General features: G+C 67.7%; 27 protein-coding genes. 12 read left to right on the top strand and 15 right to left on the bottom strand.

Annotated features, from left to right (window positions below; translation table 11 throughout):
- Positions 1-128: 128 nt before the first annotated feature.
- A complete protein-coding gene (locus tag ACQPY0_RS34255) occupies positions 129-1,532 on the bottom strand; it encodes a 4-hydroxyphenylacetate 3-hydroxylase N-terminal domain-containing protein (RefSeq protein WP_432969990.1) in 1,404 nt (467 codons plus the stop codon).
- Positions 1,533-1,965: 433 nt separating this feature from the next.
- Positions 1,966-2,244 carry a hypothetical protein gene (locus ACQPY0_RS34250; RefSeq protein ID WP_432969987.1) on the bottom strand — a complete coding sequence of 93 codons (279 nt, stop codon included), beginning with the start codon at positions 2,242-2,244 and terminating at the stop codon, positions 1,966-1,968.
- A 355-nt stretch (positions 2,245-2,599) separates the two neighbouring features.
- On the opposite strand from ACQPY0_RS34250, the gene ACQPY0_RS34245 reads away from it, so the two are divergent.
- Positions 2,600-2,893 carry a hypothetical protein gene (locus ACQPY0_RS34245; protein ID WP_432969984.1) on the top strand — a complete coding sequence of 98 codons (294 nt, stop codon included), beginning with the start codon at positions 2,600-2,602 and terminating at the stop codon, positions 2,891-2,893.
- 108 nt (positions 2,894-3,001) lie between these two features.
- On the opposite strand, the gene ACQPY0_RS34240 is transcribed toward ACQPY0_RS34245, so the two are convergent.
- Complete coding sequence (locus tag ACQPY0_RS34240; RefSeq protein ID WP_432969981.1) at positions 3,002-3,676, bottom strand: TetR/AcrR family transcriptional regulator; 675 nt, start codon at positions 3,674-3,676, stop codon at positions 3,002-3,004.
- 74 nt (positions 3,677-3,750) lie between these two features.
- Here ACQPY0_RS34240 and ACQPY0_RS34235 point away from each other — a divergent pair, with 74 nt between their 5' ends.
- Together ACQPY0_RS34235 and ACQPY0_RS34230 are read left to right on the top strand one after the other, a co-directional pair.
- The gene (locus ACQPY0_RS34235) at positions 3,751-4,881 is read left to right on the top strand and encodes an FAD-dependent oxidoreductase (protein ID WP_432969978.1); all 1,131 of its coding nucleotides are present in this window, start codon (positions 3,751-3,753) and stop codon (positions 4,879-4,881) included.
- Positions 4,878-5,711 carry a VOC family protein gene (locus ACQPY0_RS34230; protein WP_432969975.1) on the top strand — a complete coding sequence of 278 codons (834 nt, stop codon included), beginning with the start codon at positions 4,878-4,880 and terminating at the stop codon, positions 5,709-5,711. The genes ACQPY0_RS34235 and ACQPY0_RS34230 overlap by 4 nt, the downstream gene beginning before the upstream one ends.
- On the opposite strand, the gene ACQPY0_RS34225 is transcribed toward ACQPY0_RS34230, so the two are convergent.
- The 3 genes from ACQPY0_RS34225 to ACQPY0_RS34215 all read right to left on the bottom strand — a co-directional run bounded on the left by ACQPY0_RS34225 (position 5,666) and on the right by ACQPY0_RS34215 (position 7,981).
- Positions 5,666-5,947 (bottom strand): hypothetical protein, encoded by a 282-nt coding sequence (locus tag ACQPY0_RS34225; RefSeq protein WP_432969972.1) that lies wholly within the window; start codon positions 5,945-5,947, stop codon positions 5,666-5,668. The two genes, ACQPY0_RS34230 and ACQPY0_RS34225, sit on opposite strands and share 46 nt — an antisense overlap.
- Positions 5,948-6,769: 822 nt before the next feature.
- Positions 6,770-7,243: a MarR family winged helix-turn-helix transcriptional regulator gene (locus tag ACQPY0_RS34220; RefSeq protein ID WP_432969969.1), complete on the bottom strand. Its 474-nt coding sequence runs from the start codon at positions 7,241-7,243 to the stop codon at positions 6,770-6,772.
- Positions 7,244-7,300: 57 nt separating this feature from the next.
- The gene (locus tag ACQPY0_RS34215; protein ID WP_432969966.1) at positions 7,301-7,981 is read right to left on the bottom strand and encodes a DsbA family oxidoreductase; all 681 of its coding nucleotides are present in this window, start codon (positions 7,979-7,981) and stop codon (positions 7,301-7,303) included.
- A 188-nt stretch (positions 7,982-8,169) separates the two neighbouring features.
- Here ACQPY0_RS34215 and ACQPY0_RS34210 point away from each other — a divergent pair, with 188 nt between their 5' ends.
- Entirely contained in the window at positions 8,170-9,204 is a 1,035-nt protein-coding gene (locus tag ACQPY0_RS34210) for an MFS transporter (protein WP_432969963.1), read from the top strand.
- Positions 9,205-9,833: 629 nt separating this feature from the next.
- Here ACQPY0_RS34210 and ACQPY0_RS34205 read toward each other — a convergent pair.
- On the bottom strand, positions 9,834-10,751 hold the full coding sequence (locus ACQPY0_RS34205) for an SDR family oxidoreductase (RefSeq protein ID WP_432969960.1): 918 nt from the start codon (positions 10,749-10,751) through the stop codon (positions 9,834-9,836).
- 177 nt (positions 10,752-10,928) lie between these two features.
- On the opposite strand from ACQPY0_RS34205, the gene ACQPY0_RS34200 reads away from it, so the two are divergent.
- On the top strand, positions 10,929-11,066 hold the full coding sequence (locus ACQPY0_RS34200) for a hypothetical protein (protein WP_432969957.1): 138 nt from the start codon (positions 10,929-10,931) through the stop codon (positions 11,064-11,066).
- Positions 11,067-11,221: 155 nt separating this feature from the next.
- On the opposite strand, the gene ACQPY0_RS34195 is transcribed toward ACQPY0_RS34200, so the two are convergent.
- Positions 11,222-11,605: a winged helix-turn-helix transcriptional regulator gene (locus ACQPY0_RS34195; protein ID WP_432969954.1), complete on the bottom strand. Its 384-nt coding sequence runs from the start codon at positions 11,603-11,605 to the stop codon at positions 11,222-11,224.
- A gap of 135 nt (positions 11,606-11,740) precedes the next feature.
- On the opposite strand from ACQPY0_RS34195, the gene ACQPY0_RS34190 reads away from it, so the two are divergent.
- Positions 11,741-12,298, top strand: coding sequence for an NADPH-dependent FMN reductase (locus ACQPY0_RS34190; RefSeq protein WP_432969951.1), 558 nt, complete (start codon positions 11,741-11,743; stop codon positions 12,296-12,298).
- 127 nt (positions 12,299-12,425) lie between these two features.
- The gene (locus ACQPY0_RS34185; RefSeq protein ID WP_432969948.1) at positions 12,426-13,535 is read left to right on the top strand and encodes an IS630 family transposase; all 1,110 of its coding nucleotides are present in this window, start codon (positions 12,426-12,428) and stop codon (positions 13,533-13,535) included.
- Here ACQPY0_RS34185 and ACQPY0_RS34180 read toward each other — a convergent pair.
- Together ACQPY0_RS34180 and ACQPY0_RS34175 are read right to left on the bottom strand one after the other, a co-directional pair.
- Positions 13,532-14,698: a mandelate racemase/muconate lactonizing enzyme family protein gene (locus ACQPY0_RS34180; protein ID WP_432969945.1), complete on the bottom strand. Its 1,167-nt coding sequence runs from the start codon at positions 14,696-14,698 to the stop codon at positions 13,532-13,534. The two genes, ACQPY0_RS34185 and ACQPY0_RS34180, sit on opposite strands and share 4 nt — an antisense overlap.
- A gap of 687 nt (positions 14,699-15,385) precedes the next feature.
- A complete protein-coding gene (locus tag ACQPY0_RS34175; protein ID WP_432969942.1) occupies positions 15,386-16,195 on the bottom strand; it encodes an IclR family transcriptional regulator in 810 nt (269 codons plus the stop codon).
- Between the two features lie 800 nt (positions 16,196-16,995).
- Here ACQPY0_RS34175 and ACQPY0_RS34170 point away from each other — a divergent pair.
- Positions 16,996-17,751: an IclR family transcriptional regulator gene (locus ACQPY0_RS34170; protein ID WP_432969939.1), complete on the top strand. Its 756-nt coding sequence runs from the start codon at positions 16,996-16,998 to the stop codon at positions 17,749-17,751.
- Positions 17,752-17,887: 136 nt separating this feature from the next.
- On the opposite strand, the gene ACQPY0_RS34165 is transcribed toward ACQPY0_RS34170, so the two are convergent.
- The gene (locus ACQPY0_RS34165) at positions 17,888-18,568 is read right to left on the bottom strand and encodes a hypothetical protein (RefSeq protein WP_432969936.1); all 681 of its coding nucleotides are present in this window, start codon (positions 18,566-18,568) and stop codon (positions 17,888-17,890) included.
- Between the two features lie 253 nt (positions 18,569-18,821).
- Entirely contained in the window at positions 18,822-19,280 is a 459-nt protein-coding gene (locus ACQPY0_RS34160) for a hypothetical protein (RefSeq protein ID WP_432969933.1), read from the bottom strand.
- A 252-nt stretch (positions 19,281-19,532) separates the two neighbouring features.
- Here ACQPY0_RS34160 and ACQPY0_RS34155 point away from each other — a divergent pair, with 252 nt between their 5' ends.
- A complete protein-coding gene (locus ACQPY0_RS34155) occupies positions 19,533-20,213 on the top strand; it encodes a hypothetical protein (RefSeq protein WP_432969930.1) in 681 nt (226 codons plus the stop codon).
- 132 nt (positions 20,214-20,345) lie between these two features.
- Here the strand turns inward: ACQPY0_RS34155 and ACQPY0_RS34150 are convergent, their stop codons facing one another.
- Positions 20,346-20,621, bottom strand: a complete 276-nt coding sequence (locus ACQPY0_RS34150; protein ID WP_432969927.1) for a hypothetical protein — start codon at positions 20,619-20,621, stop codon at positions 20,346-20,348.
- Positions 20,622-20,777: 156 nt separating this feature from the next.
- Between ACQPY0_RS34150 and ACQPY0_RS34145 the strand changes: the two genes are divergently transcribed.
- On the top strand, positions 20,778-21,389 hold the full coding sequence (locus ACQPY0_RS34145; RefSeq protein WP_432969924.1) for a hypothetical protein: 612 nt from the start codon (positions 20,778-20,780) through the stop codon (positions 21,387-21,389).
- 40 nt (positions 21,390-21,429) lie between these two features.
- Here the strand turns inward: ACQPY0_RS34145 and ACQPY0_RS34140 are convergent, their stop codons facing one another.
- Entirely contained in the window at positions 21,430-22,431 is a 1,002-nt protein-coding gene (locus ACQPY0_RS34140) for a GlxA family transcriptional regulator (RefSeq protein WP_432969921.1), read from the bottom strand.
- Between the two features lie 177 nt (positions 22,432-22,608).
- Between ACQPY0_RS34140 and ACQPY0_RS34135 the strand changes: the two genes are divergently transcribed.
- Positions 22,609-23,136 (top strand): LLM class flavin-dependent oxidoreductase, encoded by a 528-nt coding sequence (locus ACQPY0_RS34135; protein ID WP_432969918.1) that lies wholly within the window; start codon positions 22,609-22,611, stop codon positions 23,134-23,136.
- On the opposite strand, the gene ACQPY0_RS34130 is transcribed toward ACQPY0_RS34135, so the two are convergent.
- The gene (locus ACQPY0_RS34130; RefSeq protein WP_432969915.1) at positions 23,120-23,440 is read right to left on the bottom strand and encodes a hypothetical protein; all 321 of its coding nucleotides are present in this window, start codon (positions 23,438-23,440) and stop codon (positions 23,120-23,122) included. The genes ACQPY0_RS34135 and ACQPY0_RS34130 overlap by 17 nt on opposite strands.
- 483 nt (positions 23,441-23,923) lie before the next feature.
- On the opposite strand from ACQPY0_RS34130, the gene ACQPY0_RS34125 reads away from it, so the two are divergent.
- A complete protein-coding gene (locus ACQPY0_RS34125; RefSeq protein ID WP_432969912.1) occupies positions 23,924-24,490 on the top strand; it encodes a dihydrofolate reductase family protein in 567 nt (188 codons plus the stop codon).
- The last annotated feature ends 180 nt before the right edge of the window (positions 24,491-24,670 follow it).

The raw sequence follows: 24,670 nt of genomic DNA, 5'->3' as shown, positions 1-24,670 counted from the left end.
CCCAATCCCGAGGCGCCCCCGGTGACCCGCGTGGACTTGCCATCAACCTGCATAGTTCTTCACTCCTGCTTGATGTCGTGGTTGTGATGGAGCCGGCTACGTCGGGTCGCACTCGGCCCGCGCTGGGCTCAGCGAGACAGGCCGGCAAGGTCGCTGACGTACTGCACTGCCTTGGTCGTATCAAACGAGCGAAGAATCTGCAGCTTCTCTGCCTCGAAGGACCCTTCCGCGTGGGTGGCGAGAACCCGCTGATAGCCGCCGTAGTCGCGGGCAGTCAGATCACTGATGAAATTGGCGATCCGGAGGCGCTCGGCTCCCGAGACTGCGCCGGCGTAGTACTTCTCGAGGACCTCGCGCACCTCGGGCACAGCCCAGTCGTCAGCGCCCGGACCGGTGATCAGTAGACCGCCTGCGAGGTCGATGAGGTGCTGAGTGGCTTCGGAGAATCCGTGTGCGAAGTGGTACTTGGCCATGTTGACTAGGAGCGGATCTGGCCGCCACACACCGTTCTCGCCCTCGGTGGCGCGCAGAGCTGAGAGCTCGGCGAGGCCGCGCACAGTCTCGGCCCAAGTGATGAGCTCTGTCAGCTTGGCCTTGACGTGCCCGGCCTTGGCGATGCCGTTGGCTTCGGCGACGAGAACCGCCGCGCCGATGACCTGATCGAGCAGGGGCAGCTTGTAGTTGATCGCGGTGAAGCGGTGGTAGTCCACGAAGGCCAGGGCCAGCGGGCCAGCTTCGGCTGGATCGCCGTTAACGAAGACACGGTCCTTGGGCACTCGAACGTCATCGAACACGGTCAGCGACTCGAGAAGCTTGTGACGCGAGGAGAGAGGGTGCTCGAAAGCGGTGCGCTCGCCCGCCATGTAGGGCGAGACGTACAGCGTCAGGCCGGGGGTGTCGATCGGCAGGGCGAAGGACACGGCGTACGGCTCGTCACCTGGCCCCATGGCGCGGGTCGGCAGGACGACAATCTCGTCGGCGTTGGCCGAGAACGAAGTGTGGGTCTTCGCGCCGCGGACAGTGATGGAGTCGGCGTCCTCGGCGACGATGCGGAGGTATAGGTCGGGATCTGCTTGCTCTGACGGCCCCTTTGACCGGTCGCCCTTGACGTCGGTCTGGCCTACGCAGAGGGCGAGGTCTTCACGACGTACACGGTCGACGAACTCGCGCGCGTTTGCCAGGCCGCGGCCCGATGTTGCGCGAAGCAGCGCGAACAGTGCATCAGATCCGACCTCCTTGAGAACGATGGTGCCGCCGCCCAGGCGCGAGACCTCCTCGATCAGTCGGCCGCGGCGGTGGAGGTCGTCGGCGGTCTGCGGTGGAACCCAGAAATAGGACGTCGGGTCTCCGCCGATCTCGGTAACCGCGAGGTCCGGGCGACGGTCGTGGATCGCGTAGCACAGCGCCGAGTGGTCGACCGCAGACGCGAGTTCGGGGTGCTCAACGACGTCCTTGACGGTCTTCCCGCGGTAGACCACCCGTCGGCCGTCCTTGAGGCCGGCCTTGTACTGGTCCGGCGTTCTCAACACCATCTCGTCTCCCTGCGCTTGTCAAGACCTACAACTTAAACGAGCGTTCGGTAAGAATGCAAGCCTTCCTCCATGCCGCGACGCCTAGTGGACGAGGTGTGAGCTGGGAATATACGTAAGTGACCCTGTCTCCCCTAATTTGATCGCTCGTTATCGGACGCAGGACCAGGTGTGTTCGTGTGACGCCGGCCATCGTCCTGCGCCTGCTGGCTCAGCGGATACCAGCACATGACTACTGAGAACCGGCAGCTGGAAGCCTGATCACCGACGCCATCAGTACGCTCGCGCCGCGCGCCGCGATGGATTCGCCGCGGCACGAGCGGTCAGCTCAGCCGAATTCGCCGACCTTCGCTGCGAGGTCCGCGAAGTGCGGCAACATCAGGCTCGGAACCTGCCCGGGACCCCGCAAAGTACAGGTACGTCAAATCCCCGGGTGTCAGGGCTCACCGTCCGCGCTCCCTACGTGATTCGCCTGGTAGGAGACTGGCAGCCGGGCGACGTCAGTGGCGGGGCAGGACCGGTGTGATGTCGAGCCCCGGTCAGCTCCGCGGACCGCGACCACAGACGCGCCACCAGGTCGCGGCCGGTTTGGGAACTCGCTCGCCGTGCTGGCGCGCCGTCGCCACCGCGCCTCGACGCTGACCCCGGTGTCGATGACGAACTGCCGGTTGTCGCGCCGGAACGCGGCGATGTCGGCCAGGCGGGTGGACTTCACGACGACTCCGTGCTCGGCGCCGCAGGTGAGCACGATCAGGGCGTGCGGCAGCAGCAGCCCGATGGTGCGGTGCTCGCGCTTGCCGCGGCTGAACGATTGTGAGGGATCGTCGATGGACGATGGTCGTGTCCTGGCGCCCCCTTCGGCTCAGGGGGTACGGATCAGAGGGGCATCGTTCCGCGCGTCGCGACGATTCTGGGCGGGTCTACGGGACGACGAGTTCGGACCGGTCGGCGGGATGTGGATGCTGCTGGTTGTTGCGGCTCGTCACCACGAGCCGTGGAGCGTATGGCGACCACCCGTACTCGGCAGTTTCGGGCAGCCGGGGCATCCGCGCGGTCACCCTGGCGCCGGCTTGCAGCAGCACCGGTTCACGGTCAAACAGGCCGCCGCCGAACTCGGTATCCCCGCCGACGCCGTCTACAACTGGCTGCGCCTCCGGCAGGTACCCGCCCGCCGCGATCCCAGCGGACGCTGGTGCATCCCCTGGGACCCCGCTACCCGGGAGATCTACCGGCAGAAGGTTGCCGGCTCCTTCCGGCTCAAGCCGGTCCTGCCGGCGTGCGGTGCGGATGCCGCCGGCACGCCGACGGCGTGGAGAGGCCGGCGTAGCGCCAGTCCAGGCGTCGTGGCCTCGCCCTCCGAGTAGCCTCGCAGGTCCACCGACGGCGGGCCGTCAGGGAAATGGGCGGTGCCGTAACCGCCTGCGCGGTCGGCTTTGTTGCCGAGCTACTCGCGGGCAGTCGAGGCGGATGCCTTATCCGGGTGGAGGGGTGGCGTGGAGGATGCCGTCAAGCAGGACGTCCAGGGCCCAATCGGCGCGGGTGCTGGGGTTGCCGGAGATCAGCAGGTGGCCGAGGCGGGCGATGTGTGGTGTGCGGGCGGCGTCCACCTCGGCCAGGACGGCCGTCAGGGTGTCGAGGTCGCCGGATGCGTGCCGGGCAGGCTTCGGTTGCGTGTGTTCGACGGCGATCGCGGTGGGATAGAGCAGCAGCATGTCGACGCCCCAGGCGGCCGCCCGGTCGTCGGCGCCGCCCTCGTGCAGCAGGTTCAGGATCGCCTCGACCAGAGCAAGGTAGTGCGGGCCGCTCGGCTGCGTCGACAGCGCCATCCGGGCGAGCTCGGGCCGTTCACGCAGGACGGTGTGGTAGCCGATGAGCAGGGCCTTGAGCCGGTCGCGCCAGGTGCCTTCGGGCGGCGTGGCCTCGACGACCGGTGCCAGCAGCGCGTCGAGGATCTGGGCGTGCAGGTCCTCGGCATCACGCACGTAGACGTAGAGCGAGGCGTGGCCGGTGTCGAGGGCGGTGGCGACCCGACGCATGGTGACTTTCCTCAGGCCCTCGGCGTTCATGATCTGCAACGCCGCATCGATGATGCCCTGCCTGGTCAGCGCGGGTTTCGCGGGGCGTTCCCGCCGACTCTGCACAGTCACGTAGTCACGCTAGCACGCATCCCGCCTTGGACGACCATGGTCGTTACGACCATGGTCGTGCTAGCGTCTCGGTCATGACACAGCCCACCATCGCGATCGTGGGGGCCGGCCTCTCGGGCCTCGTCCTCGCCCGCATCCTCCAGATCAACGGCATCGACGCGACCGTCTACGAGGCCGACGCCACCGGAGACGTCCGCAGCCAGGGCGGCTCCCTCGACATCCACGACGACTCCGGCCAGTTTGCCCTGCGCGTGGCCGGCCTCTACGAGCGGTTCCGCGAGCACGTGCAGCCGCAGGGCGAGCACGTCCGCGTCCTCGATCGGCATGGCAAGGCGCACATCGACGCGGGCCCGCCCGGCGGCGAGGGCGGCCGCCCCGAGATCGACCGCACCACCCTGCGCCGCCTGCTGCTCGACTCCCTGACTCCGGGGCGCGTCGTCTGGAACCACAAGGTCATCAGCACCAAACGGCTTACGAACGGCGGAACCGAACTGACCTTCGCCGACGGCGGCACCGCCATCGCCGACCTGCTGATCGGCGCCGACGGCACCTGGTCGCGGGTGCGGCCACTGCTGTCCGACGCGACGCCCGCGTACTGCGGCATCACCCACATCGAGATCCACATTCCAGACCCGGCCGCCCATCCGGACCAGGCCACGACCGTCGGACCCGGCGTGCTGTTCGCGCTCGGCGGCGACCGGGCGATCATGGGCCACGGAGGCACGCACATCGACCTCGGCGCCGCGCTGCGCGTCCCGCCGGACTGGCTGGCCGGCAGCGGTGTCGACTGGTCGGACCCGGCTGCTGCCCGCGCGGCGTTGCTCGTCGAGTACCCCGACTGGGCGCCCGCGCTGACCGCGCTGGTCGACATCGGCGACTCGTTCACGCCACGTCAGATCTTCGCCCTGCCCGTCGGGCACCGCTGGGATCGCGTCCCGGGCGTGACCCTGATCGGAGACGCCGCGCACGTGATGTCCCCCTACGCCGGGGAAGGCGCAAACCTCGCCATGCTCGACGGCGCCACCCTGGCCCAGGCACTACTCGATCACCCCGGCGACGCCGAGACGGCGCTTCACGCCTACGAGACGGAGATGTTCCCGCGGGCGGCGAGATCGGCACAGGCATCCGACCAGGGCCTGGAAATGTGCTTCGGCCCGCAGGCACCCCACGAGATCGTCAACTTCTTCTCGGAGGCCCGCCGATGAACGTCGCCCTCGGACCCGTGCACCTGACCGTCGCGGACCTCACGCGCAGCACCGACTACTACACGCGCGCCATCGGCATGCAGATCCTCAGCCATGACAACGGCCGAATGTCACTGGGAACCCCCGGACACGTTCTCGCCGTCCTCCAGGAAGAACGCGGCGCGGTAGCGCCACCCCCGTCCAGCCCCGGCCTGAGCCACTTCGCACCCCAGCTACCGACCCGCGCCGACCTGGCACGCTTCACCCAGCACTACGCACCGTGGCAGCGCGAGCTTCGCCTGGTCGACCACACCGTTGCACACTCCGCCTACGTCACCGACCCCGACGGCCACCAGATCGAGATGACCTGCCACCGGCCCCGCGACGAGTGGCGCTGGCAGGACGGCCGCCCCGAGGTCGTCGCCGACCCGCTGGACCGCGATGCGCTCCTCTCCGAACCCGGCGCCGACAAGCCATACGCGGGCATGCCCGAAGGCACCACGATGGGCCACGTCCAACTCAAGGTGACCGACCCCGGCCTCACCGCGACCCGCCCGTTCTACTGCGACGTGCTCGGCTTCACGTTCGTCGGCGCCCTCGCTGACATGTTCCTCGCCGTCGGCTTCACCAACGACAACCGAGCCCAGCTGGTCCTCACCAACCGCTTCGCCAGCGAAAACAACACCCCGGCCCGCGAAGGCACCGCCCGTCTCCTGAGCACCGACTTCACACACCTCGACCTCGGCGCGCTCGCCGCACGCCTCTCCGCCGCTGGTCATCCCTACGAGCTGTCCGCCGGCACCCTTCACGTGAACGACCCCTCCGGCAACCTCCTCCGCTTCATCTCCTGAACCCCCAAGACGCCGCCGACGCCGGCCACTGCGCCCGCTGGCAGCACATGCTGGCAAACCCCCATTGTCAGGTCGCGGAACGAGTACACCTCCGGATCAGGTTTGCCGATACCGCTAGCGCCGCCGACGACCGAAACCATCGTCACCTTGCCGCAGTCTGGCTCGTCGGAGCGCTTGTCGAGTTGATCGAGGACATCCCGCACCACAGCAAACTCGTAATACCAGCCAGCAACCACAGACGCGCAGGTTAAGACAGCGCGCACAGGCGCCGGGCGTTTTCGCAGCTGGGACGGTGGTAACCCGCTCCGACAGACCCGTACGCTGACGAGGACCGGTCGGCCGCTGCCATGCGACAGCGGCGCCATGGCGATGCTGGCCCGACGCGATACACTGCGCCGAGCCGGCATCGTCGCGACTGGGCTCCCACAGCAGGCCGTCAACCCCAACCGCATCGCCCTTCGGTACCGCTGTCAGTGCTGCGCGGTGCTCGTCGAGGTCGCCGAACTGCCCGCCGGCCGGTCGCGGCTCATCGCCGCCGCCCGTGACATCACGGCTCGCCTCGGCGGCGCGCCGGTAAAGTCGACCCGCAACCGCGCGATGCCGGAGAACGTCCCGGGGAAGCCGGCCCCGGTCGGAGACCTCGATACCCTGGCACTGCGCCCACTCACGGATCGCCCGATTGCGGTGCGGTCACCACGCACCGGCCCAGCAGGCGCCGCTCCTCGTCCAGACATACGTCCGCGTCCTCCTGCTACAGCCCGCCGTCGATGTCGTCGATGACCTGCTGGATCACACGCCTCGCCACAGGGCTGGCTGGGGGATGACACGAGCCGGATGAGGAGACGGTCACGTCCGGAATCTGTGGGAGCCGGCGGGTGCGAACCCGCCGACCACCCGGGCTACTAGTCCCGCCAAGCCCACGGCGGACTCACGCCGAGCGACGAAGCCACGCCCGCCAGTGCCGGCCCGGCGGCCATGCCTTCGGACCACGCACTCCTGCCCTGCCAGCCGGTTCCAGAGCTCGTCGCGTATTTCTCTCCTGCGGCCGACGGCGACCGTTATTCGCCGTCGGCGAGTGCCTGGCGGAGCGCGGTGAGGCATTGGATGGCGGCGGCGGCGTCGAGCCGCGCGTTGATGTGCTTTTCCAATGCCGCACACCGCTGCTTGAGCACCCCGACGACGTGCTCGCCTTCCGGGGTCAAACAGATTACGGCGGAGCGGCGGTCCGCGGTGGAACGGCGGCGGCGCAGGAACCCGGAAGCCTCCAGACGCTGCACGGACCTGGTGATGCTCGAGGCGTCGACGCCGGTCGCCCGGGCCAGCTCGCCCGGGGGGAGCTCGCCGTTGCGGGCGAGTACGAACAAGACCTGTTCCTGTCCGGCATAGACGCCCAGGCCCTCCGCCACCGTGCGTAAGGACGACAGGTACGCCCGGCTGAGCGCCTGCACGGACGCAAGCAGCGGCATGTCCGAGACGACGAGGTCCACCGGCTGACGGGTCGCATGAGCCGCGCCCTCGTCGCGAACCGCCACGTGAGACCACCTCCAGACGCGTCAAGGCGTCAGCTCGCCCGACTCGCCAAGCGTTGCCTATCCACGACGAAGATACCTAAGGATCTCGTCGCGCATATCGCCCGGGTCCATCGTCGGCTGCAACATGAACCTGCTGTCGATCACCGCGGTGGGAACCCCGAAGATCCCGGCCGCGGACGCGGCTTCGCGATCCGCGGCCACGGCATCGCGGTACGCGTCCGCTGCCAACATGGTGGTTGTCCGCTGCGCGTCAAGTCCGACGCTCGCAGCGATCGTGGCCAGGGTCTGCGTGTCGGACAGGTCGGCACCGTCGGCCCAGTATTCGCGATGGAGCCTGAGGACCATTTCGGTACCACGGCCCTCATTGGCGGCAATGTGCATGAGCCGGTGGGCGTCGGCAGTGTTGTACGGCTTGACGAGGTCGGGCCGGAACTCAAGTCCGGAGGCACGCGCGCGGACCGCGACCCGAGCCGCGGCTGCGCGTGCAGCTTCAACACTCCCATTGAACGACGCGAGGTACTCGAACAATGTAGGCGGACGCACGCCCACCAGCCGCGCGGCGTCCGGCCGCGGATCGAGCTGGAAGCTGCGCCAACGCACCTCCACCGCCACGATGTCCGCGAGCGTGTCGAGCGCACGGACGAGGTTGGCCGATCCGTAGTAGCAGTGCGCGCAGGCGATGTCATGCCATACGTCGAGCCGCATCGTCGACCGATCACCCGTCGGCGAACTCGCCATGGCGTCCTCCTTTCGGCGTCTGCCGGTGTTCCGTCACACCGGAGACCACTCTTGCCGGATGCTTGACCGACCAATTACTTTACTGCTTGACCGACCAAGTACTCAAGAGCGGTTGGCAACCTCGCGCAGTCGGCGGCGCACCGCGTCGACAGCGCCCAGCGCACCTGGCACTCAACGATGGGATGAACATGACCCACGACAGTCCGTCCGCACCACAGGCGTTTCCCACCAGAACCCTCGCCGCGCTGGTGGTTGCGGTCACTTCGTACTCGCTGATGCAGACACTGGTGGTGCCCGGTCTGTCGGTCATCCGTCACGACCTGCACGCCTCCCCGGGCTGGGGAGCCTGGATCCTGAGCGCCTTCCTGATCTCCAGTGCTGTCGCGACTCCCGTGTTCGCCCGGCTCGGCGATCTACACGGCCACGGCCGGGTCGTCATCGCCGTGCTGGCGATCTACGCGATCGGTACCGTGGTCGCCGCAGCCGCCCCCAGCATCGAAGTGCTCATCGCCGGACGCGTGCTGCAGGGCCCAGCGCTGTCCCTGGTGCCGCTCGCCTTCGCGGTCGCGCACGACGCCGTGCCGCTGCGACATCTGCACCGCACCACGGCCCTTCTGTCCGGGCTCATGGGCGGCGGGGCCGGTATCGGGCTGGTCCTCGGCGGAGTGATCACCGATCACGCTTCATGGCGCTCGCTGTTCATCCTCAGTGCCGGTCTGGCGGTCCTCAGCCTGATCCTCGTGCTGTCCTGGGTGCCGCGCGGCGCCGCCACAACGGCCGGCTCTCTCGACTGGCCCGGAACGCTGCTGCTGGCCGCTACCCTGGTATGCCTGCTGGTGACGATCACCCAGGGCGGTGCATGGGGGTGGACCAGCCCCGCATCGCTCTGTCTCAACGCGGCAACCGTGCTCCTCGCCGTCAGCCTGACCATGGTCGAACGCCGCTCGCCTCGTCCGTTGCTCGACATCGCTGAGTTCGCATACCGGCCGGTCCTGACCACACACCTGGCCGCGTTCCTCTGGGGTGCGATGTCGTACCTGTTCTACGTGGCCCTGCCCGCCTTCGCGCTGGCGCCGCGTCCCCAGGGCTTCGCGAGTACCGTCACCACAGCCGGCCTGATCATGCTCCCCGGAGCCCTCACGGTACTGATCGGTAGCACGCTCGCCCACCGGCTCGGGTACACACTCGGGCACCGCTGGCCTCTTGGAATCGGATTCCGATAAGCCTCAGGTGTAGGGCTTCTCCTGATGTACTTGGGCTGCTCGGTCAGCCAGCCCAGTTGGGTGACCATCCTGCCTGGCTCTCTGATCGCGGGTAACGGGTTGGGCCTGGCGAACACGCCCGTGACCAACACGACCACCGCGAGCGTGCCCGAGGCGCGTTCGGGTATGGCCTCCGGCATTGACATGACCGCACGCTTGACCTTCCTGGCGATCAGGCCTGTCCGCGGACAACCTCGCTGACCTGGCCCAGCGGGTCGCGAACGGCGAAGACACGGCTTCCCTCACGAACATCGAATCAAGGCTGCCGGCCGGCGAGACCGTCGAGAACCTTGCCGCCGCTGCTGTCGCCCACGGCTTCGGCCTCTCCGCGCGCTATGGCGCGATCGCTGTCGTGGTGCTCGCGATCACAAGCCGCTTCGTCTTTGGACGCAAGGCGAATCACGCGAGCGCGGAGGACAATCGTCGGATCGCAGAAGCGGAGTCGTGAACAACCAGACTCCGACGCCGACGCGGCGACGCACGGCATAGTGTGACCGCGGAAGTGAAGTTCGCTGATCGTGATGCGGCAGGGTGTCTGCGTGCGCTTCGATCTGGACGTCGGGCCGCTTTCAGGCGGTCAGCAGTGGCCGCTACCGGTTGGCAGATGCGCGTAGCGGCGGCTGAGCTTGTGTGAACGCTGCCCGGCCGTCGGGGTCGAACTCGGCGGCGTGGTCGGCTACCCACTGGGAGAACGTGCGCGCCGGCGTGCCGGTGACCGTTTCCACCGTCGTTGTCGGCTGGTCGGGTTCGGCGGCGGCCAGGCGGGCGTACGCGGCGAGCATGGCGTCCGCGTACGGCGCCGGCATCCAGGTGAGGAATTGTTCGCGGGCGACCTCCGGGGTTGTCTCCTCCCAGCGCGTTGGGCGGCCGATCACCTCGCCGATCACGCGGACCTGCTCGATCTGGGTGAGTGCCTGAGGGCCGGTGAGGTCGTACTTGGCGCCGGCGTGGCCGTCGGTGGTCAGTGCTGCTACCGCGACCGCCGCCATGTCGGCCTCGTGGATGAGGGTGGAGACCACCGAGCCGTAGGCGCCGCGAACGACGCCGTCTTCCCGGATCTGAGGTGCCCAACCCAGGGTGTTGGTGGCGAAACCATGTGGCTGGAGGAACGTCCACTCCAGAGTAGTGCGCTCGATCGCCCTCTCCACCGCCAAGTGGACCTGGCTGATCGGGTTCTCCCGGTCGGTGCGTTCGTCGCTGGCCGCGGTCGAGGACAGCAGCACCAGTCGGCTGGCGCTGGTGGCGATCGTGTTCGCGATCGCCGTGGCCAGGTCGCCGGAAGGCAGCGGCCACATCAGAAACACCGAGTCCACGTCACGCAGCGCCGGGCCAAGACTGTCCAGATCGGACAGATCTCCTTGGACGACCTCGACACCGTCGGGCAGACCGGCCCGTTCGGGCCGGCGGGCCAGCGCACGGACCGGCAGGCCACCTTCGGCCAGCTGGGTCACGACCTGACGGCCGACGTTGCCGGTGGAGCCGATCACCAGAATCGGGTTGGTTGTCATGGGGAGACCCCTTCTTGAGATCGCAGTGAAGCTCACAATAGGTTTCCAGCTTTCGATTGGTAGGTACATACCTCGGGGTAAGCTCCCCACGTCGTGGTAGGTCTTGAGGCAGTCCGGCATGCGGCCGCGGCGCGGGGTGACGCATGCAACAGTGACTGTCCGGCCACCCCACCCAAAGTGTCGTATGCACTCACCGAACTCGGTCAGGAACTCACGGTGCCGGTGCAGGATCTGCTGGGCTGGATCACCACGCGTGCCCTCGACGTGGTCCGAGCTCAACGGCAGCACGACAAGCGGTACAAGCCGGCAGACTGACCGGTTGTCGCGGGAAAGGACCGTCGCTTCGCCGCATCCGTGATGACGACCCAGGGATGCGAGGCGTGTCGGACAGGGAGCCGACGTCAACCGCCAAGTCTCAGCGTCGACGGGATGATGATCTGGGCGGCGGTGGAAGCCGGCCCCCGGCGCTGTTATCGGGGCGGTCCCGCCTGGCGGTTGCGTAGCACCGTGCTGCCGTGCTCCTCGACCCAACGCGTGAGGGCGGTGACCGGATCGAGGAGGGTGAGGCCGAGGGGCGTCAGCGCGTACTGAACCCGCGGCGGCACCTCGGCGTGCACGCCGCGCGTGACCAGACCGTCGTGCTCGAGGTCGCGCAGTGTCTTCGTGAGCATCCGATGGGAGATGCCGTCAATGCGCCGCTGCAGCACGGTGAAGCGGCACTCACCGCCGATGAGTGCTCCGACGACGGCGAGTGTCCACTTGTCCCCGATGCTCGTCAGAAGTCCGCGTAGCAGCCCCCTCAGTTCCTCGTCCCGGCATGTGGAAGACGTGGATTCCGCGTCTGTCGTCGTCATCGCTGTTCTCCTCCAAAACGCATCCGCAGGTGCGTGACGCACTAAATAGTGCGTCTTTCCCATTGGGAATCAAGCCTGGTTACCGTGCGCTCGATCAGTCGACGAAAGTCGTCCGAGTATGAGGAGCACGCAAGCATGACCAAGATCGCCATCATCGTCGGCAGTGTGCGGCCGGGCCGCTACAGCACCCAGGTCGCCGACTGGGTGTACGCGGAGGCGTCGAAGCGCACCGACGCGGAGTTCGAGATCGTCGACCTCGCCGATCACCCATTGCCGCACCTCGACGAGCCTATCCCGGCCTCCGGCGGGCAGTACGCCAACGAGCACACGAAGGCGTGGGCGGAGCGCATCGCGGGCTTCGACGGGTACGTTTTCGTCACTCCGGAGTACAACCACTCCACGACCGGGGTGCTGAAGAACGCACTGGACTACCTCTATGCCGAGTGGAACAACAAGGCCGCCGGGTTCGTCGGCTACGGCGTGGTGGGTGCGGTCCGAGCGGTGGAGCACCTGCGGCTGATCGCGGCCGAGCTCCAGCTGGCCACGGTCCGTGCCCAGGTGGCGCTGTCGCTCTACACCGACTTTGAGAACTTTGCCACGCTGAAGCCGGGCGCCCACCAGGCGGACACCCTTACCGCGACCCTGGACCAGGTGATCGCCTGGTCCGACGCCCTGGCCGTGCTGCGCAAGTAACGCGGTGAGCTGGTCGGCGTGCGTCGCCTCAGGCATCGCACGCCGACCCGTCCGGCAAGCCGGACCACCGGAGTTCGGAGATAGTTGCTAGTGTCTTGAGTCGTTAATTCGTTGGTAGATTAGGGCTATGGGTGATGGTCGTGGTCCGAAGTTGGCGGTGCTGGAGCTGACCCAGGCCGAGCAGGACGTGCTGCAGGCGTGGGCGCGTCGAGGCAAGACCGCGCAGGCGTTGGCGGTCCGCGCTCGGATCGTGCTGGCGTGCGCGCGAGGGCTGTCCAACAGCGAGGTGTCCAGGCAGCTGGGTGTGTCATTGCCGACGGTGGGTAAGTGGCGGGCCCGGTTCGTTACCGATCGGCTGGACGGCCTGGGTGACGAGCCGCGGCCGGGGGCGCCGCGCACCGTCACCGACGAGCAGGTTGAGGCGGTGATCGTGAAGACGCTTGAGGAAGTACCGTCCAATCAGGACAGTCATTGGTCGACGCGGTCGATGGCGAGGGCCACCGGCATGTCGCAAAGCGCGATCTCGCGGATCTGGCGGGCGTTCGGTCTCAAGCCCCACCTGGTTGACACCTGGAAGTTGTCGACTGATCCGCTGTTCATTGACAAGGTCCGCGACGTGGTCGGCTTGTACCTCGACCCGCCGGACAAGGCGGTCGTTCTCGCGGTGGACGAGAAATCGCAGATGCAGGCCCTCGATCGCACCGCGCCGATGCTGCCGATGATGCCCGGCGTACCGGGACGTCGCACGCACGACTACGTGCGCCACGGAACGACCAGCCTGTTCGCTGCTCTGGACATCGCTACCGGCAAGGTGATCGGCCAGCATCAGCGTCGGCACCGCCACCAGGAGTTCCTGCGCTTCCTCAAGACCATCGACAAGAACACGCCCAGTGATCTGGACCTGCACTTGATCTGTGACAACTACGCCACGCACAAGACCCCCGCGATCAAGGCCTGGCTGGCCGCGCATCCCCGCTTCCACCTGCACTTCACGCCGACTTCCGGGAGCTGGCTCAACCTGGTCGAACGCTGGTTCGCCGAGCTGACCAACCGCAAGCTGCGCCGCAGCACCCATCGCAGCGTCAAAGAACTCGAAGACGACGTCAATGCCTGGATCGCGGCGTGGAACGAAGACCCGAAACCCTTTGTGTGGACCAAAACCGCCGACGAGATCCTCGACAACCTCGCCAACTACTGCACTCGAATCAATAAAGCTTTCAATGACTCAGAACACTAGCGGTCGCCGACGAAGCGGTCGGGCACGCCGGCGAGGGTGCCCGCGACCCGTCTGCCTAGCGCCTGGTAGGGGTTCGCGGCGAGGGCTGACTCGTCCAGCGTCATGCCCAGCCCGGGGCCGTCCGGGATCGCCAGCTCACCGTCCACAATGGCGTCAAGGCCCGTCGGTGACTCAGGGCTCAACGTAGCGTATGCCGGCATGCAGTTGATGGGGTATTCGAGCAGGCGCACCGCCGGGATCGTGGCGGCGACGTGCAGGTTGGCGGCAAGGGCCAGCGGCCCGGCGCAATTGTGTGGCACGACGCGGACGCCGAAGTGCGCGCCGAGCAGCGCCATCTGCCGCGCCTCCTCGATGCCGCCGGTGGTGGCGGCATCGGCTTGGAGCACACTTAGCTCGCCGTTGCGGATCGCGCCGATTGCCTCGTCACGCCCGTAGAGGTGCTCGCCGTAGGCGAGGGGCACCGGTGAGCAGCGAGCCAGCTCCTGAATGCCCGCCCTGGCCCCCTGGGGCATCGGCTCCTCGAACCACACCACGCCGAGATCGGCCAGCCGCCGTGCGATCTCCCGTGCGGTAGGCAGTGTGTAGGTCTCACTGCCGTCAATCGCCACCTCAATGCCGGGGCCGAGCAGGTCGCGTACGCGGGCCAGGGTTTCGAGGTCCGCGCGCCAGTCCGGGCCGACGCGTAGCTTTACCATCCGCACCCCACGGTCGAGGATCGGCCTGAGCTGGTCGGCGTGCCAATCGGCTGGCCCCTCCTCTAGGAAGGCTGCCGAGGCGTATACAGCGACCCGGTCGCGGACCCGGCCGATCAGGTCGCTCACCGACCGGCCGGCGGCGCGGCCCAATAGGTCCCAGAGGGCGATCTCGACGGCGCTGCGCGCCTGCACCGCCACCCAGGCGTCCCCGAGTCGGCGCCTGGTGGCCAGACGTAACTGCTCTGCGACGGCGGGCGCGGCGGTTACCTCTTGGCCGATCAGCAGCGGTGCGTAAACGTCGTCGATCAGCGTAGCGAGCACGGTGCCGTATGAACAGCCGTAGCTGTCGCACGCCTCGCCGTAGCCGCTGACCCCGGCGTCTGTATCGACGCGCAGGAAGAAGTAGGACATCGGTCCCCGGTCTGAGGGGACGGTGACCGGCCAGGAGCGGATGGAAGAGATCTTCATCGGGGGCGCACACCGTTCTACTATCAGAGATACTGGTTTGCGATGCGGTACGGCGGTGATCGTATCAGGCGTTGACGCGCTGATGGGACAGCGTTTTTTGGGGTCTCCTGGAGTTCCTCGGCAAGAGTCCGTCCGAGTTCGACAGTTGGTGGGCATGCGGGGCGGGTCGGTGGCGGATCTGCGCAGGTGAGAGGGCTGGCGTCCACCGAGACTGTCTGGGGGCGTGGGTAAACGGATTTGCCGCGGGGACTGTTCTGGTCAGGGTTGTTGCCTGAGACGCGGGCATGTACTTGCGGAAGATTCAGCGGCGGAACAAGGACGGGTCGGTGGCGCGCTATCTCCAACTCGCCCACAACCGGCGCCGAGTGGGCCACCCGCGTCCAGGTCATCCCTGGCCTGGACACCCGGGTCAAGCGCCGCCGGCGCGGGCTGACCCGGGCGGGGAAGTTGCGCCTACGCGTGATGGTTGGCGAGTTCGACCGACAGCGCATCCCGGCGGATCACGGCGACCCCGGCCCGGATCTCATTGCCAGGTCGCCGCAGCGGGCTCCCCAGGAGGTCGGGCGGCTTGTGCCAAGGGTCGCTCGGCGGAGAGCGAGCCGAGAACCAGCACCAGGCACCCGGCCGCCCCGAAGCTGCGAGGTGCGGACGCGGGGTTGTCAGACGTCCTAGGTCGCCGGGAACGCGCTAGGTTGGCTCGCGGCTTAGCTCCGCCGTCACCATGGCGGCGACTCGGATCACGGCCGCAGCGACCGGGGAGTCCGTGCCTTCCGGCACCGAGCTGGTGGTGCCGACCACTGCAAGCGAGGCGATCAGGGATGCGCTGCGGAAGACCGGCGCGGCGATACTGCGTACCCCGTTCACCGACGGAGTGTTCGCCGATACACCGTCCGTGCGGATCGCCGCAAGCTCCCTGCGCAGCGCGCGAGATGCATTGAGCTGCTGCTCCAGGCCGGGCACCATCTCTGGCGGTAGGAACGCGCAGAACACCTTGCCCTGCGCCGACTCCACATGCGACAGTCGGGATCCCGTGCGGACACTCACCTGGACCAGCCGATCGGTGTTGTCGTTGACGTGAACCACCACCGGCGAGTCGCCGTCCCACACAGTGAGCACAACCGTCTCGTCGACCTCGCGGACTAACTGCTGCATGTGCTGTCCGGCCACGCCGATCACCGGCATACCGGCGCGGGCGGCGGCGGAGAGGTTGAGGATCTTTGGCCCCAGCGAGTACACGCCTTCGCGCTCGTCGAAACGCAACAGGCTGCTCTCCCGTAGCGCCTTGGTGTAACGGTGCGCGGTGGCTTTGCTGGTGCCCAGGCTGGCGGTCAGCTCGTTGAGCCGGAGCCGAGGCCGTCCCACCGTGAAGGCGCTGAGGATCGCCGCGGCGCGCTGCACGGTCTGGAATGTCGGCGTGGCGACCGTGGGCGAACCGCCGTCCGCGGTGCTGCCGGCATCGTCCGCCATCCCGGTGAATCCCTTCTGCACTTCGAGCATAAGGGCGAGACGCCATCATGGCACGCAGGACCAGTGGTGTCGATGGTCGCCGACGTTGGTGGCCGTTCGCCTAATGACGAGATGCAATACGGCGCCAGCGCTACCGGCCTCGTCCGAATGGCCCCACCATGGAACGGCGCCTTGAGCCGGATCTGGACGAACACGCCCAGGTTCGGGCGAAGACGATGTTCGGCGGCCAGTCTTCGCCACCACTGCCGCCGCCGGGGGGCGAGGCCGGATGCCGTCGTTCCGCCGAACGGTAAGTGGAGTGCCGGCACTGGACAGCAGCAGTGCGAGCGATGTGGCCAGTCTGTGGAGACGAGCGCGGGCCGCTCTGGCGAGCCGGACCAGCGCAGCCGCTTCGCGCAGTCGATGCCCAGCGAGGCGATTGGTTTCTCAGCGTCGATGACTTGCCGGTCGGAGGCAGGGTCGCAGGAGAGTGAGCGCGTCGAGGTGGGAGTAGAGCAGGAATTCTCGTCTGTCGGCATATCGCGACGTGGCTGAAAGGTTGCCTCCGGCCTGGCCGACGTGGTTCTCGCGTCGTTAATTGACGCACGGTCACCGCCGCTGCGCCCAGGCGGTGACCCAGGCAGCGAGTGCGCCGTCCTGCCGCTTTGGGCTCGGCACGGCGGTCAGCTCCGGTGGCGTCGACTACCTGCCCTGGGTAACCATCGGTGATGCGATATCCCATGAAGAGGAACGTAGCGTGTGGTCACGCCCGGCTTGCCGAGCAGGATCCGCCCCCGCACCGGTAGAGTTCGGCGTTGGTGGAGGCGATGGTGGTACATGGAGGTTGTGGTATGGCGGACGCATTACGCGAAGGCGAAACGGATGCCCCGGCAATCCAGACCGTCCAGAGGCTTGCCGCTGTCCTGAACATTTTCACCGTCGACCGTCCCCGGCTTACCTTCGCAGAGATCGTCGCCGAGTTGGCCCTCAGCAAGGCCACGGCGCACCGTTACGCCCGCGCGCTGCGCGAGGCCCGCCTACTGCGCTACGACACAGGCTCTGACACGTACGCTATCGGCCCCTTGGTGCTGGCCCTGGAAGCTGCGGCCCGCGCGGGGCTGCCCATCGTCACGGCCGCCGAGCCGTTCCTGGAGCGGCTGCTCGCCGAGACCGACCGCACCGTCGTGCTCAGCGTGTGGAACGGTGAGACCGCTACGGTAGTGCGCTGCCTCGACAACACCACAGGGGAGATCCGGCTTCGCGTGCGGGTGGGCGCCCAGCTGCACCCGACCCGGTCCGCCCAGGGCCGGATCTTCTGCGCGTTCCTGCCTCCGAGCGAGGCTCCCGCGGTGGCCCGCCAAATGCGCGCCTCGAGCGAACTGCGTCAGATTGTTGAGGAGATTCGCCGGACGGGCATGGCCGTTAACACCCAGGTCGACTACGGCGTACGCGTGCTCGCGGCACCGGTATTCGAGCAGACCCGGGTAGTTGCCGCAATGGCGCTGATGGGCACCAGCGTCACGCTATCCGGCGAGGACGAGGCGTCCGCTGCCGCGGCGCTGCGCCGGGTCAGCGGCGAGCTGTCCAGCCAGCTTGCCGCCGTATAGGCCCGGCTTGCCTCGGATCGCGCTCGCCCGAGGTGCCCTCGTGTCCGTGCCAGTCGCCATAGTTCGCGTTCCCCCCGCCGACGTCCGGGCGTACATCGCCCAGGTCACGCCGCGAACGATGTGACCGCCCGCTCCGTCATGACCGCCATTGACACCTCGGCGTTAGTGTCCCGAGTCGTTGAATCGTTGACAGTAGGCGGTGAGTGTTTCGAGGGTCTCGTCGGCGGTCTTGGTTCAGGTGAATGGTTTCGGGTCGATGTACCACGCCTCGATCCAGGCGGTCACGCAGGCTCTTGTCGGTGAAGCCGATTGCGGCGAGCAGCGTTTGGCAGCGGGCCATGCCCCGAGGATCGCCGAACCGCAGGGCTGGGGTCCTGTCGCCCGCCGCGTCAACGGTGGGGTGCGCGATCCGTTCGAAGGCCGGACTCGCGAGGACGCAGCCCTGACCGACATGTTCAGCGTCCAGGATCCGTCGGTTGCAGGCACGGGCTTTGGTCTGTAGGTCGTCGAGGTTGGGCAGGCAGGCGTTGCAGCCAAGGTCGCGGGGGTGATTGATGACGGTCTCGATGCGCATGGCGCGGCCGTCTTTGAGGTACTGCTTGATGGGGGAGTGCCGGTAGAAGACGTTAAGTAGCACGCCGCCGTTGTCGCGGCGGTCGATGGCGGTACGGAACGTGCCGAGGGTGTCGCGTCGGACTCGACGGCCGAAGGTGATCTCCACGTTGTGTGGCCGGCCCAGGTCGAGGTTGTCGACGATGAGGGTTCGAAAGCCGCGGGCATGCCGGGGCGCGTCGAACACGATGGTGCGGGAGGTCACCCGCTCTGAGGGCGGTGTACAGCTTGCCGACGAACTCGTCGGCCAAGCTGATCGTCATTGCCTCCACGCGGTCGAAGTCGACGGTGGCCACGACGCTCGCGGGAGCGTTCCTGACTTCCGTTTCCAGGCGTTCTCGAGCTTGCTGAGCCTTGCTTCTCGTCGCCAGGAAGGCGCCGAACTGACTCACCGGAAAGTCCAGAGCAGCGGAATCCACCGTTGTCTCCAGGTTCAGTGAAACCACTGAAACACGCCGTCACGGATCTCGCACCCGGAGCCACGCCCATGTTCCCCTGATCTCGTCCGCAGTTGTCGCATACGCTGGTCGTCGATCATGCTGGCGCGCCGCGACGCTGGCAAGCCCTCGCCCACTGCGCAGAACGAGCAGCAAGTAGCCGGCGGTGCCGGTCACGTTGAACAGGTCCGCCAGGCCGTTGCCGCGCTTGTCGTCGGTGCCCGTGACGCCGCGCTGCAGCGCCCGCCGAAGCGCAGCCTCGTCATCCTGCACGTCGAGGTTCCCCGGGTTCTTGCGCAGATGATCGAAGATGCCGATTCCTGTGTCGCAGATCGCGAACTCCAGCCCGCGTCGCTTCGAGGTCCGGCCGGAGTACGCCTGCAAGGCGGCGAACGCCTCGTCGGGGTGGTCGACGGCGATCCGGATCGCGTCGCGGACCGGTTCGCCGATCGCTACGCCGACGGAGAAGCAGGTGTTCATGCCGTGCTCGCACAGGGACCGGATGTGGGCCAACCCGTACGTGCAGCAGTGATCTGGGCCGGAGCATGAGCCTTGGGCTCTGTTGTGGGATGGTCACGTGGTGTTGCCGGATCCCCGGTCGCCGCGGTGCTGGCCGGCCTTGACCAGGCAATTCGACTTTTTGGACATCCGCTACAAATAGCAGTGCGACAATGCCATGTGGAGCATTGTAGGATCTTGCGGGCCGCAACGACCTGAGCGGCAGAAACGTTCTTGCCTTTCAAGGCCTGGCAGTTACTTGTCCTGCTGGAGGTGTATCTCATGGTTCTTCCTCCCGGCCGGTGCGGACTGGTGCCGGCCGGCGTCGCGGTGCTCCTGGGCCTGGCCGCGTGCAAGCCGGCGAACTCAGCATCAGCCCCGGCGCCAGTTCCGTCGGCGACTGTCACGCCGGCTTTCTCGCCATCGCCGGCTGGTCCGGACCCGACGCAGTCATCCACGCCGTCCGACCGGTCCACCACCCGACCCGCGTCGACCACGACGCCCCCTGCGACGAAGTCCGCCGGCCCCCGTGCGTCGGCGACGGCAACCCGCCGCGCCGACGCCACGCCACCGGTGATCGTCGGTCCGGTCAGCGCGAAACCCAACTATCTGTTGGACCAGGGATGTGGTGCCTCGGCCGTCTCCCGGTTCTCGGTGAAGGTCACCGATGCGACAGACCCGCCGACGCAACTGAAGGTGACCCTCACCTACCACAGCGACAACAACACCAGCGGAGAACTGGCCATGAGGAACAGCACGACGCCCGGGCTGTTTGAGGCGTCGGTGCCGGGTTTGCCGCTGATTCCCCACGGGTACGTAACCTTCACGGTCAACGCGTCGGATGCCGCCGGTAACCGGGCGACCCCGTTGGCTGGGCCGAAGTTGTACTCCTACGGACAGGGAACCTGCAATTAGTGTCATGAGTCGTTGATTCGTGCGAGTCCCCACCGCGTAAGCGTCGGTGCCGCAGCGGTTTTCACGGTGCCGTCCCATTGCATGACACTGGCAGCCTGGCTGCGACCACGTCCGCCCGAGCGCTGTCGAGGCCTAGCCTCGGCCTTTCATTAACTGTTGATCAACAATTTGACGGAGCCTTGTTGATCTTTGTTGGTGGGTTGTCGCGGTGAGGACATGGCGGCGGTCCGACGCGGCGGTCGGGTTCGTCCATCGGTCGAGGCCGGCCCGGTCGAGGCCGCCGATCGCGTCGACGCCCGCCGCGAGCGTCTCTTCCAGGAGCGTCGCGGTGCCCGGGTTCGTCAGGATGCCGTACTGCGGGAAGGCGACCTGCTGCACGGTGATGCGACCGTTGAGGCGGGCGACCACCCCGCAGGACCAGTTCGTCCATCGCAACCTCCGCGTTCGACCCTATCGGCCGCCGCCTTCATCTCGGCTCCAGCGCCCATGAAGCCAGGATGAAGCCGCCATGTGGTGCACTGGCCGAACGACCGGCAAAGACCCATTCAATCCAGAGGCGATTCCGTGTCCTTCCCTTTCGACCCCGGCCAGCAACCGCCGCCGCCCGCGTCCTACCCGCAGCCCTACGGCGGCGCGCCGCAGCAGTACCACGGCTGGCCCCCACCGGGTCCCGGCGTCCCGTGGCCGTACCCGGCGCAGCCCGGGCTCATCTATCCGGCGCCCGCCCCGGGGCCCGTCAGTGCCCTTCCGGCGTACGCCGCCGCCGCACTATTCGTCGTCTGCGCAGTGCAGTCATTCGTCTGGGCCGTGGTGAGCTGGGACGGCCACGGCAACCCGAAGGCGCTCGCCGCCGTGATCGGCATCGTGTACTCCGGGAGGATCACCGGCAACGTGGACTTCGGCATCAGCATGACCATGACCGTCGCCTGCACCACGCTGACCCTCGCCATGGTCCTGCTCGCCAGACTGGCCATCGCCCGATGGTTGCTGGCCGGACTCGGCGGCGCCGTCATCGCCTACTACGCGGTCGCGGTGATCTACCTCGTCGTCAACGGCGCCACCGAACTCGTCGCACTCCCCACGCTGGCGCTGCTTACCTGGGCCGCCGCCACCACCGTGGCGCTCCTACCGGCCACCGCACGCGCGATGCGGCGGCCAACCTGGCGCCGCGCCTGACGCCCTCGCCCTGGACGCCCGCCCTGACGGTACTGCTGGTCTAGCGTCGGCGGTGCACAGTCCGGTAGTGCGTCGGTGAGATGCCGAACCATGCGTTGAACGCCTGGCGCAGTGTTTCGCCGGACCGAAACCCGGTTGCCTTCGCGATCGACGAGATGGGCCGGTCCGTGGTGACCAGCGCGGTGGCTGCTGCTTCCAGCCGTGCGTGCCGCGCCATCCGGGCCGGGGTCTGGCCGGCGTGTTCCACCATCAGCCGGGTGAGGTGTCGCTCGCTCACGCCGGCGACCGCGGCCAGGCGTGCGGTGGACAGGTCCGCGTCGGGATGCGCGGTGACGTGGTCGAGGACGCGGCGCACCACGTCGTGTTCGGGGCGGCGGGCGCGTACGAAAATGCTCATCTGTGCCTGGTTTCCCGGGCGCTGCAGGTAGGTTACCAGGCCCATGGCCACCCAGCGGGCCCGCTCGGCGCCGTGGTCGGCCTCCACGAACGCCAGAGCGAGGTCGAGCGCCGCCGTGACGCCGCCGGACGTCCACACGTGGTTGTCCTGCACGAAGATCGGCGCGGGGTCGACCCGCACCGCGGGGTACGCGGTGGCGAACTCGTCCGCGTAGTTCCAGTGGGTGGTGGCCCGTCTGCCGTCGAGCAGGCCGGCAGCGGCGAGCACGGTCGCGCCGGTGCAGACCGATGCCACCCGGCTCGAGTTGCGGGCCAGCCGTTGGACCTGGCCGACAAGCCCCAGGTCCGCAGCGGCCGCCGTGTGCCCGAGCCCGCCGGAAACGACGAGCGTGTGCACCCCGCTGGGCACGTCCTGCAGCGCCACCTGAGCGTGCAGTTCGAGCCCGGAGTCGCAGCGCACAGCCCCGCCCGACAGCGTCGCAAACCGGACGTCGTAGGCGGGCGTGGCCCCGAGCCGGTTGGCCAGGTCGAGACAACTCGTCACGCTCGCGACGTCCAGCAGTTCGATGCCGTCGTAACCGACGACAACCACGCGCCGCTCGTGCTCGGCGCCCATGCCAGGCGTGTGCGTCGTCTGTCCGGACATGATGACCATGCTAGGAGGCCGTGGCGTCGGCTGTCCTGACACGTTTCCCAGGATTCCGGCCACGGGCACCGGTGCGCCTTGCCTGCCGGGATGGCCGGTCGTAACGCTCGCCTGGCGTGGCCGATCCTCACTAGGAGACGAGGATGCTGATGAGTAGGCCAGCGAACTGCCGTGCGGGTGAGCGTGAGTGTCACCAACTTCTCGTGGCGGGACGAGCGCCGCGGCCTGGGGGAGCAGCTCGCAGAGATCGCGGAGGCGGCCGACCGCGGAGGACTCTACGGCGTGTGGGTCTGCGACCATCTGCTACAAGCGGACCCGTATGGCGCCCGCCCCGGCGAGACCGAGATGCTCGAGGCGTACACCACGCTCGGCTACCTCGCCGCGCGGACCGCACGGGTACGGCTCGGCACACTGGTGACCGCGGTGACGTACCGCCCGCCGGCACTGCTGATCAAAGCCGTGACCACACTCGACGTGCTCTCGGCCGGCCGCGCGGTGTTCGGCCTCGTCGTCGGCTACCACGCCGAGGAGGCCGCCGCGACGGGCCTGCCCCTGCCGCCGGTGCCGGAACGGTTCGACCGGCTGGAGGAGACGCTGCAGATCGCGCTGCGCATGTGGACCGGAGACACCTCGCCCTACCGCGGCCGGCACTACACCCTCGAGGCTCCAGTGGGGAGCCCTGCGCCGGTCACCCGCCCATCCTGATCGGCGGCACCGGTGAGAAGCGGACCCTGCCGCTGGTCGCGCGATACCCGGACGCGTGCAACGTGTTCGACATGCCCGACGGCGGCGCGACGGTGCGGCACAAGCTCGGTGTGCTGCGCGGGCTGTGCAATGAGGTCGGACGGCCGTACGAGCAGATCGAGAAGGTGATCTCCACCCGGCTGCAGCCCGGCGAGTCAACGCCGTCGTTCGTGACCCGCTGCTCGGCGTTCGCCGAACTCGGTATCGCCACGCCGAGTGAATGTAACGACCGCCATCCCGGCGAGCAATGCGCAGCGGTGCCCATGGCCGGAACTCTGGGAAACGCGTCCAGACACCCGCGCCACGCGCGGACCGGAGGCGGCGGAACAACCTGGGCACGGTGCCCGGATGCCTCGGCAGCGGCGGTACCCCTCAGACCTGACCGGCGAGCAGTGGGCTCTGGTCGAGCCGTTGCAGCCGGAGCCGAAATGCTATAGCCGGCCGGAGAGGCGTCCACATCGGTCCATTGTGGACGGATCCTGCATGGAGCACTCTGCCATCGTCGGAGCGCATGAAGCGGTCCGGCGGGACACATTTCCCAGAATCTCGGACATGATGGCCGCCGCACCTTTCCCACAGGGTGGGCGGCGAGTACGGTTCTGCCGGTGGGCAGCTGCGTCGTAATAGCACTGTGTCGGACCTGGCCAGGCTATACGCTCGACCGCATCGACGCTTTCACTGACGGATCGCCCGGCTTCGCGTGGCGTCTTGTCAACACTCACACGCTCTACCGGAAGGGGAACACCGAATGGGCAGGCTGGTAGTCACCGAGTACATATCGGTCGATGGAGTCGTGGAGGGTCCCAGCGGCAGCGAGCAGTTCGCACGCACGGGCTGGGCTGATCGCTTCTCCCGCGGCCCGGAGGGCGACCAGTTCAAGGTTGACGAGACGATGGCGGCGGACGCCCAGCTGCTCGGACGCGTCACATACGAGCTGTTCGCCGCATCCTGGCCGCAATTCGAGGGCGAGTTCGCCGACGCGTTCAACGGGATGCCGAAGTACGTCGTCTCTTCCACGCTGAACGACCCAGAGTGGAAGAACACGACAGTCCTCACGGGCAACCTGGTCGAAGAGGTCACCAGGCTCAAGGGGCAGTACGAGCGGGACATCCTCGTGCACGGCAGCCCGCAGCTCGCTCAGGCACTCATCGAGCACGACCTGGTCGATGCCCTGCACCTTCTCGTGTATCCGATCATTGTCGGCGCGGGCAAGCGCCTGTTCGACGGTACGAGCGAGACGAAGCGGCTGCGGCTCGCCTCGACACGAACCGTCGGCGACGATGTTCACCTCCTGATCTACGAACGCGCCGTCTGAGGGCCGAACCTATCGGTGCCACCACCGTGCGGATGCTGGCCTACAACGGTTGTGACCCGCTACAAGGACAGCCTGCAGGACGGCGACGAACCCGAGAGCGCCACGGTCAAGCCATCACCACCGGGTGATCGTGCTGTTGACGATGATCGCCGCGGTGACCTTGCTGCCGGCGTTCCTGGG

This window comes from Dactylosporangium sp. CA-233914 (assembly GCF_050942935.1).
GTDB lineage: Bacteria > Actinomycetota > Actinomycetes > Mycobacteriales > Micromonosporaceae > Dactylosporangium.
The sequence above is the reverse complement of the archived record's forward strand: the minus strand, read 5'-3'. Positions and strand labels throughout refer to the sequence as shown.

Coding starts and splice junctions, on each gene's coding strand:
- ACQPY0_RS34180 (WP_432969945.1), bottom strand. CDS start 14,698: ATGAAGATCTCTTCCATCCGCTCCTGGCCGGTCACCGTCCCCTCAGAC.
- ACQPY0_RS34255 (WP_432969990.1), bottom strand. CDS start 1,532: ATGGTGTTGAGAACGCCGGACCAGTACAAGGCCGGCCTCAAGGACGGC.
- ACQPY0_RS34175 (WP_432969942.1), bottom strand. CDS start 16,195: ATGCTCGAAGTGCAGAAGGGATTCACCGGGATGGCGGACGATGCCGGC.
- ACQPY0_RS34130 (WP_432969915.1), bottom strand. CDS start 23,440: ATGGGCACCGCTGCGCATTGCTCGCCGGGATGGCGGTCGTTACATTCA.
- ACQPY0_RS34235 (WP_432969978.1), top strand. CDS start 3,751: ATGACACAGCCCACCATCGCGATCGTGGGGGCCGGCCTCTCGGGCCTC.
- ACQPY0_RS34205 (WP_432969960.1), bottom strand. CDS start 10,751: ATGACAACCAACCCGATTCTGGTGATCGGCTCCACCGGCAACGTCGGC.
- ACQPY0_RS34140 (WP_432969921.1), bottom strand. CDS start 22,431: ATGTCCGGACAGACGACGCACACGCCTGGCATGGGCGCCGAGCACGAG.
- ACQPY0_RS34125 (WP_432969912.1), top strand. CDS start 23,924: ATGGGCAGGCTGGTAGTCACCGAGTACATATCGGTCGATGGAGTCGTG.
- ACQPY0_RS34230 (WP_432969975.1), top strand. CDS start 4,878: ATGAACGTCGCCCTCGGACCCGTGCACCTGACCGTCGCGGACCTCACG.
- ACQPY0_RS34195 (WP_432969954.1), bottom strand. CDS start 11,605: ATGACGACGACAGACGCGGAATCCACGTCTTCCACATGCCGGGACGAG.
- ACQPY0_RS34170 (WP_432969939.1), top strand. CDS start 16,996: ATGGCGGACGCATTACGCGAAGGCGAAACGGATGCCCCGGCAATCCAG.
- ACQPY0_RS34160 (WP_432969933.1), bottom strand. CDS start 19,280: ATGAACACCTGCTTCTCCGTCGGCGTAGCGATCGGCGAACCGGTCCGC.
- ACQPY0_RS34210 (WP_432969963.1), top strand. CDS start 8,170: ATGACCCACGACAGTCCGTCCGCACCACAGGCGTTTCCCACCAGAACC.
- ACQPY0_RS34215 (WP_432969966.1), bottom strand. CDS start 7,981: ATGGCGAGTTCGCCGACGGGTGATCGGTCGACGATGCGGCTCGACGTA.
- ACQPY0_RS34185 (WP_432969948.1), top strand. CDS start 12,426: ATGGGTGATGGTCGTGGTCCGAAGTTGGCGGTGCTGGAGCTGACCCAG.
- ACQPY0_RS34190 (WP_432969951.1), top strand. CDS start 11,741: ATGACCAAGATCGCCATCATCGTCGGCAGTGTGCGGCCGGGCCGCTAC.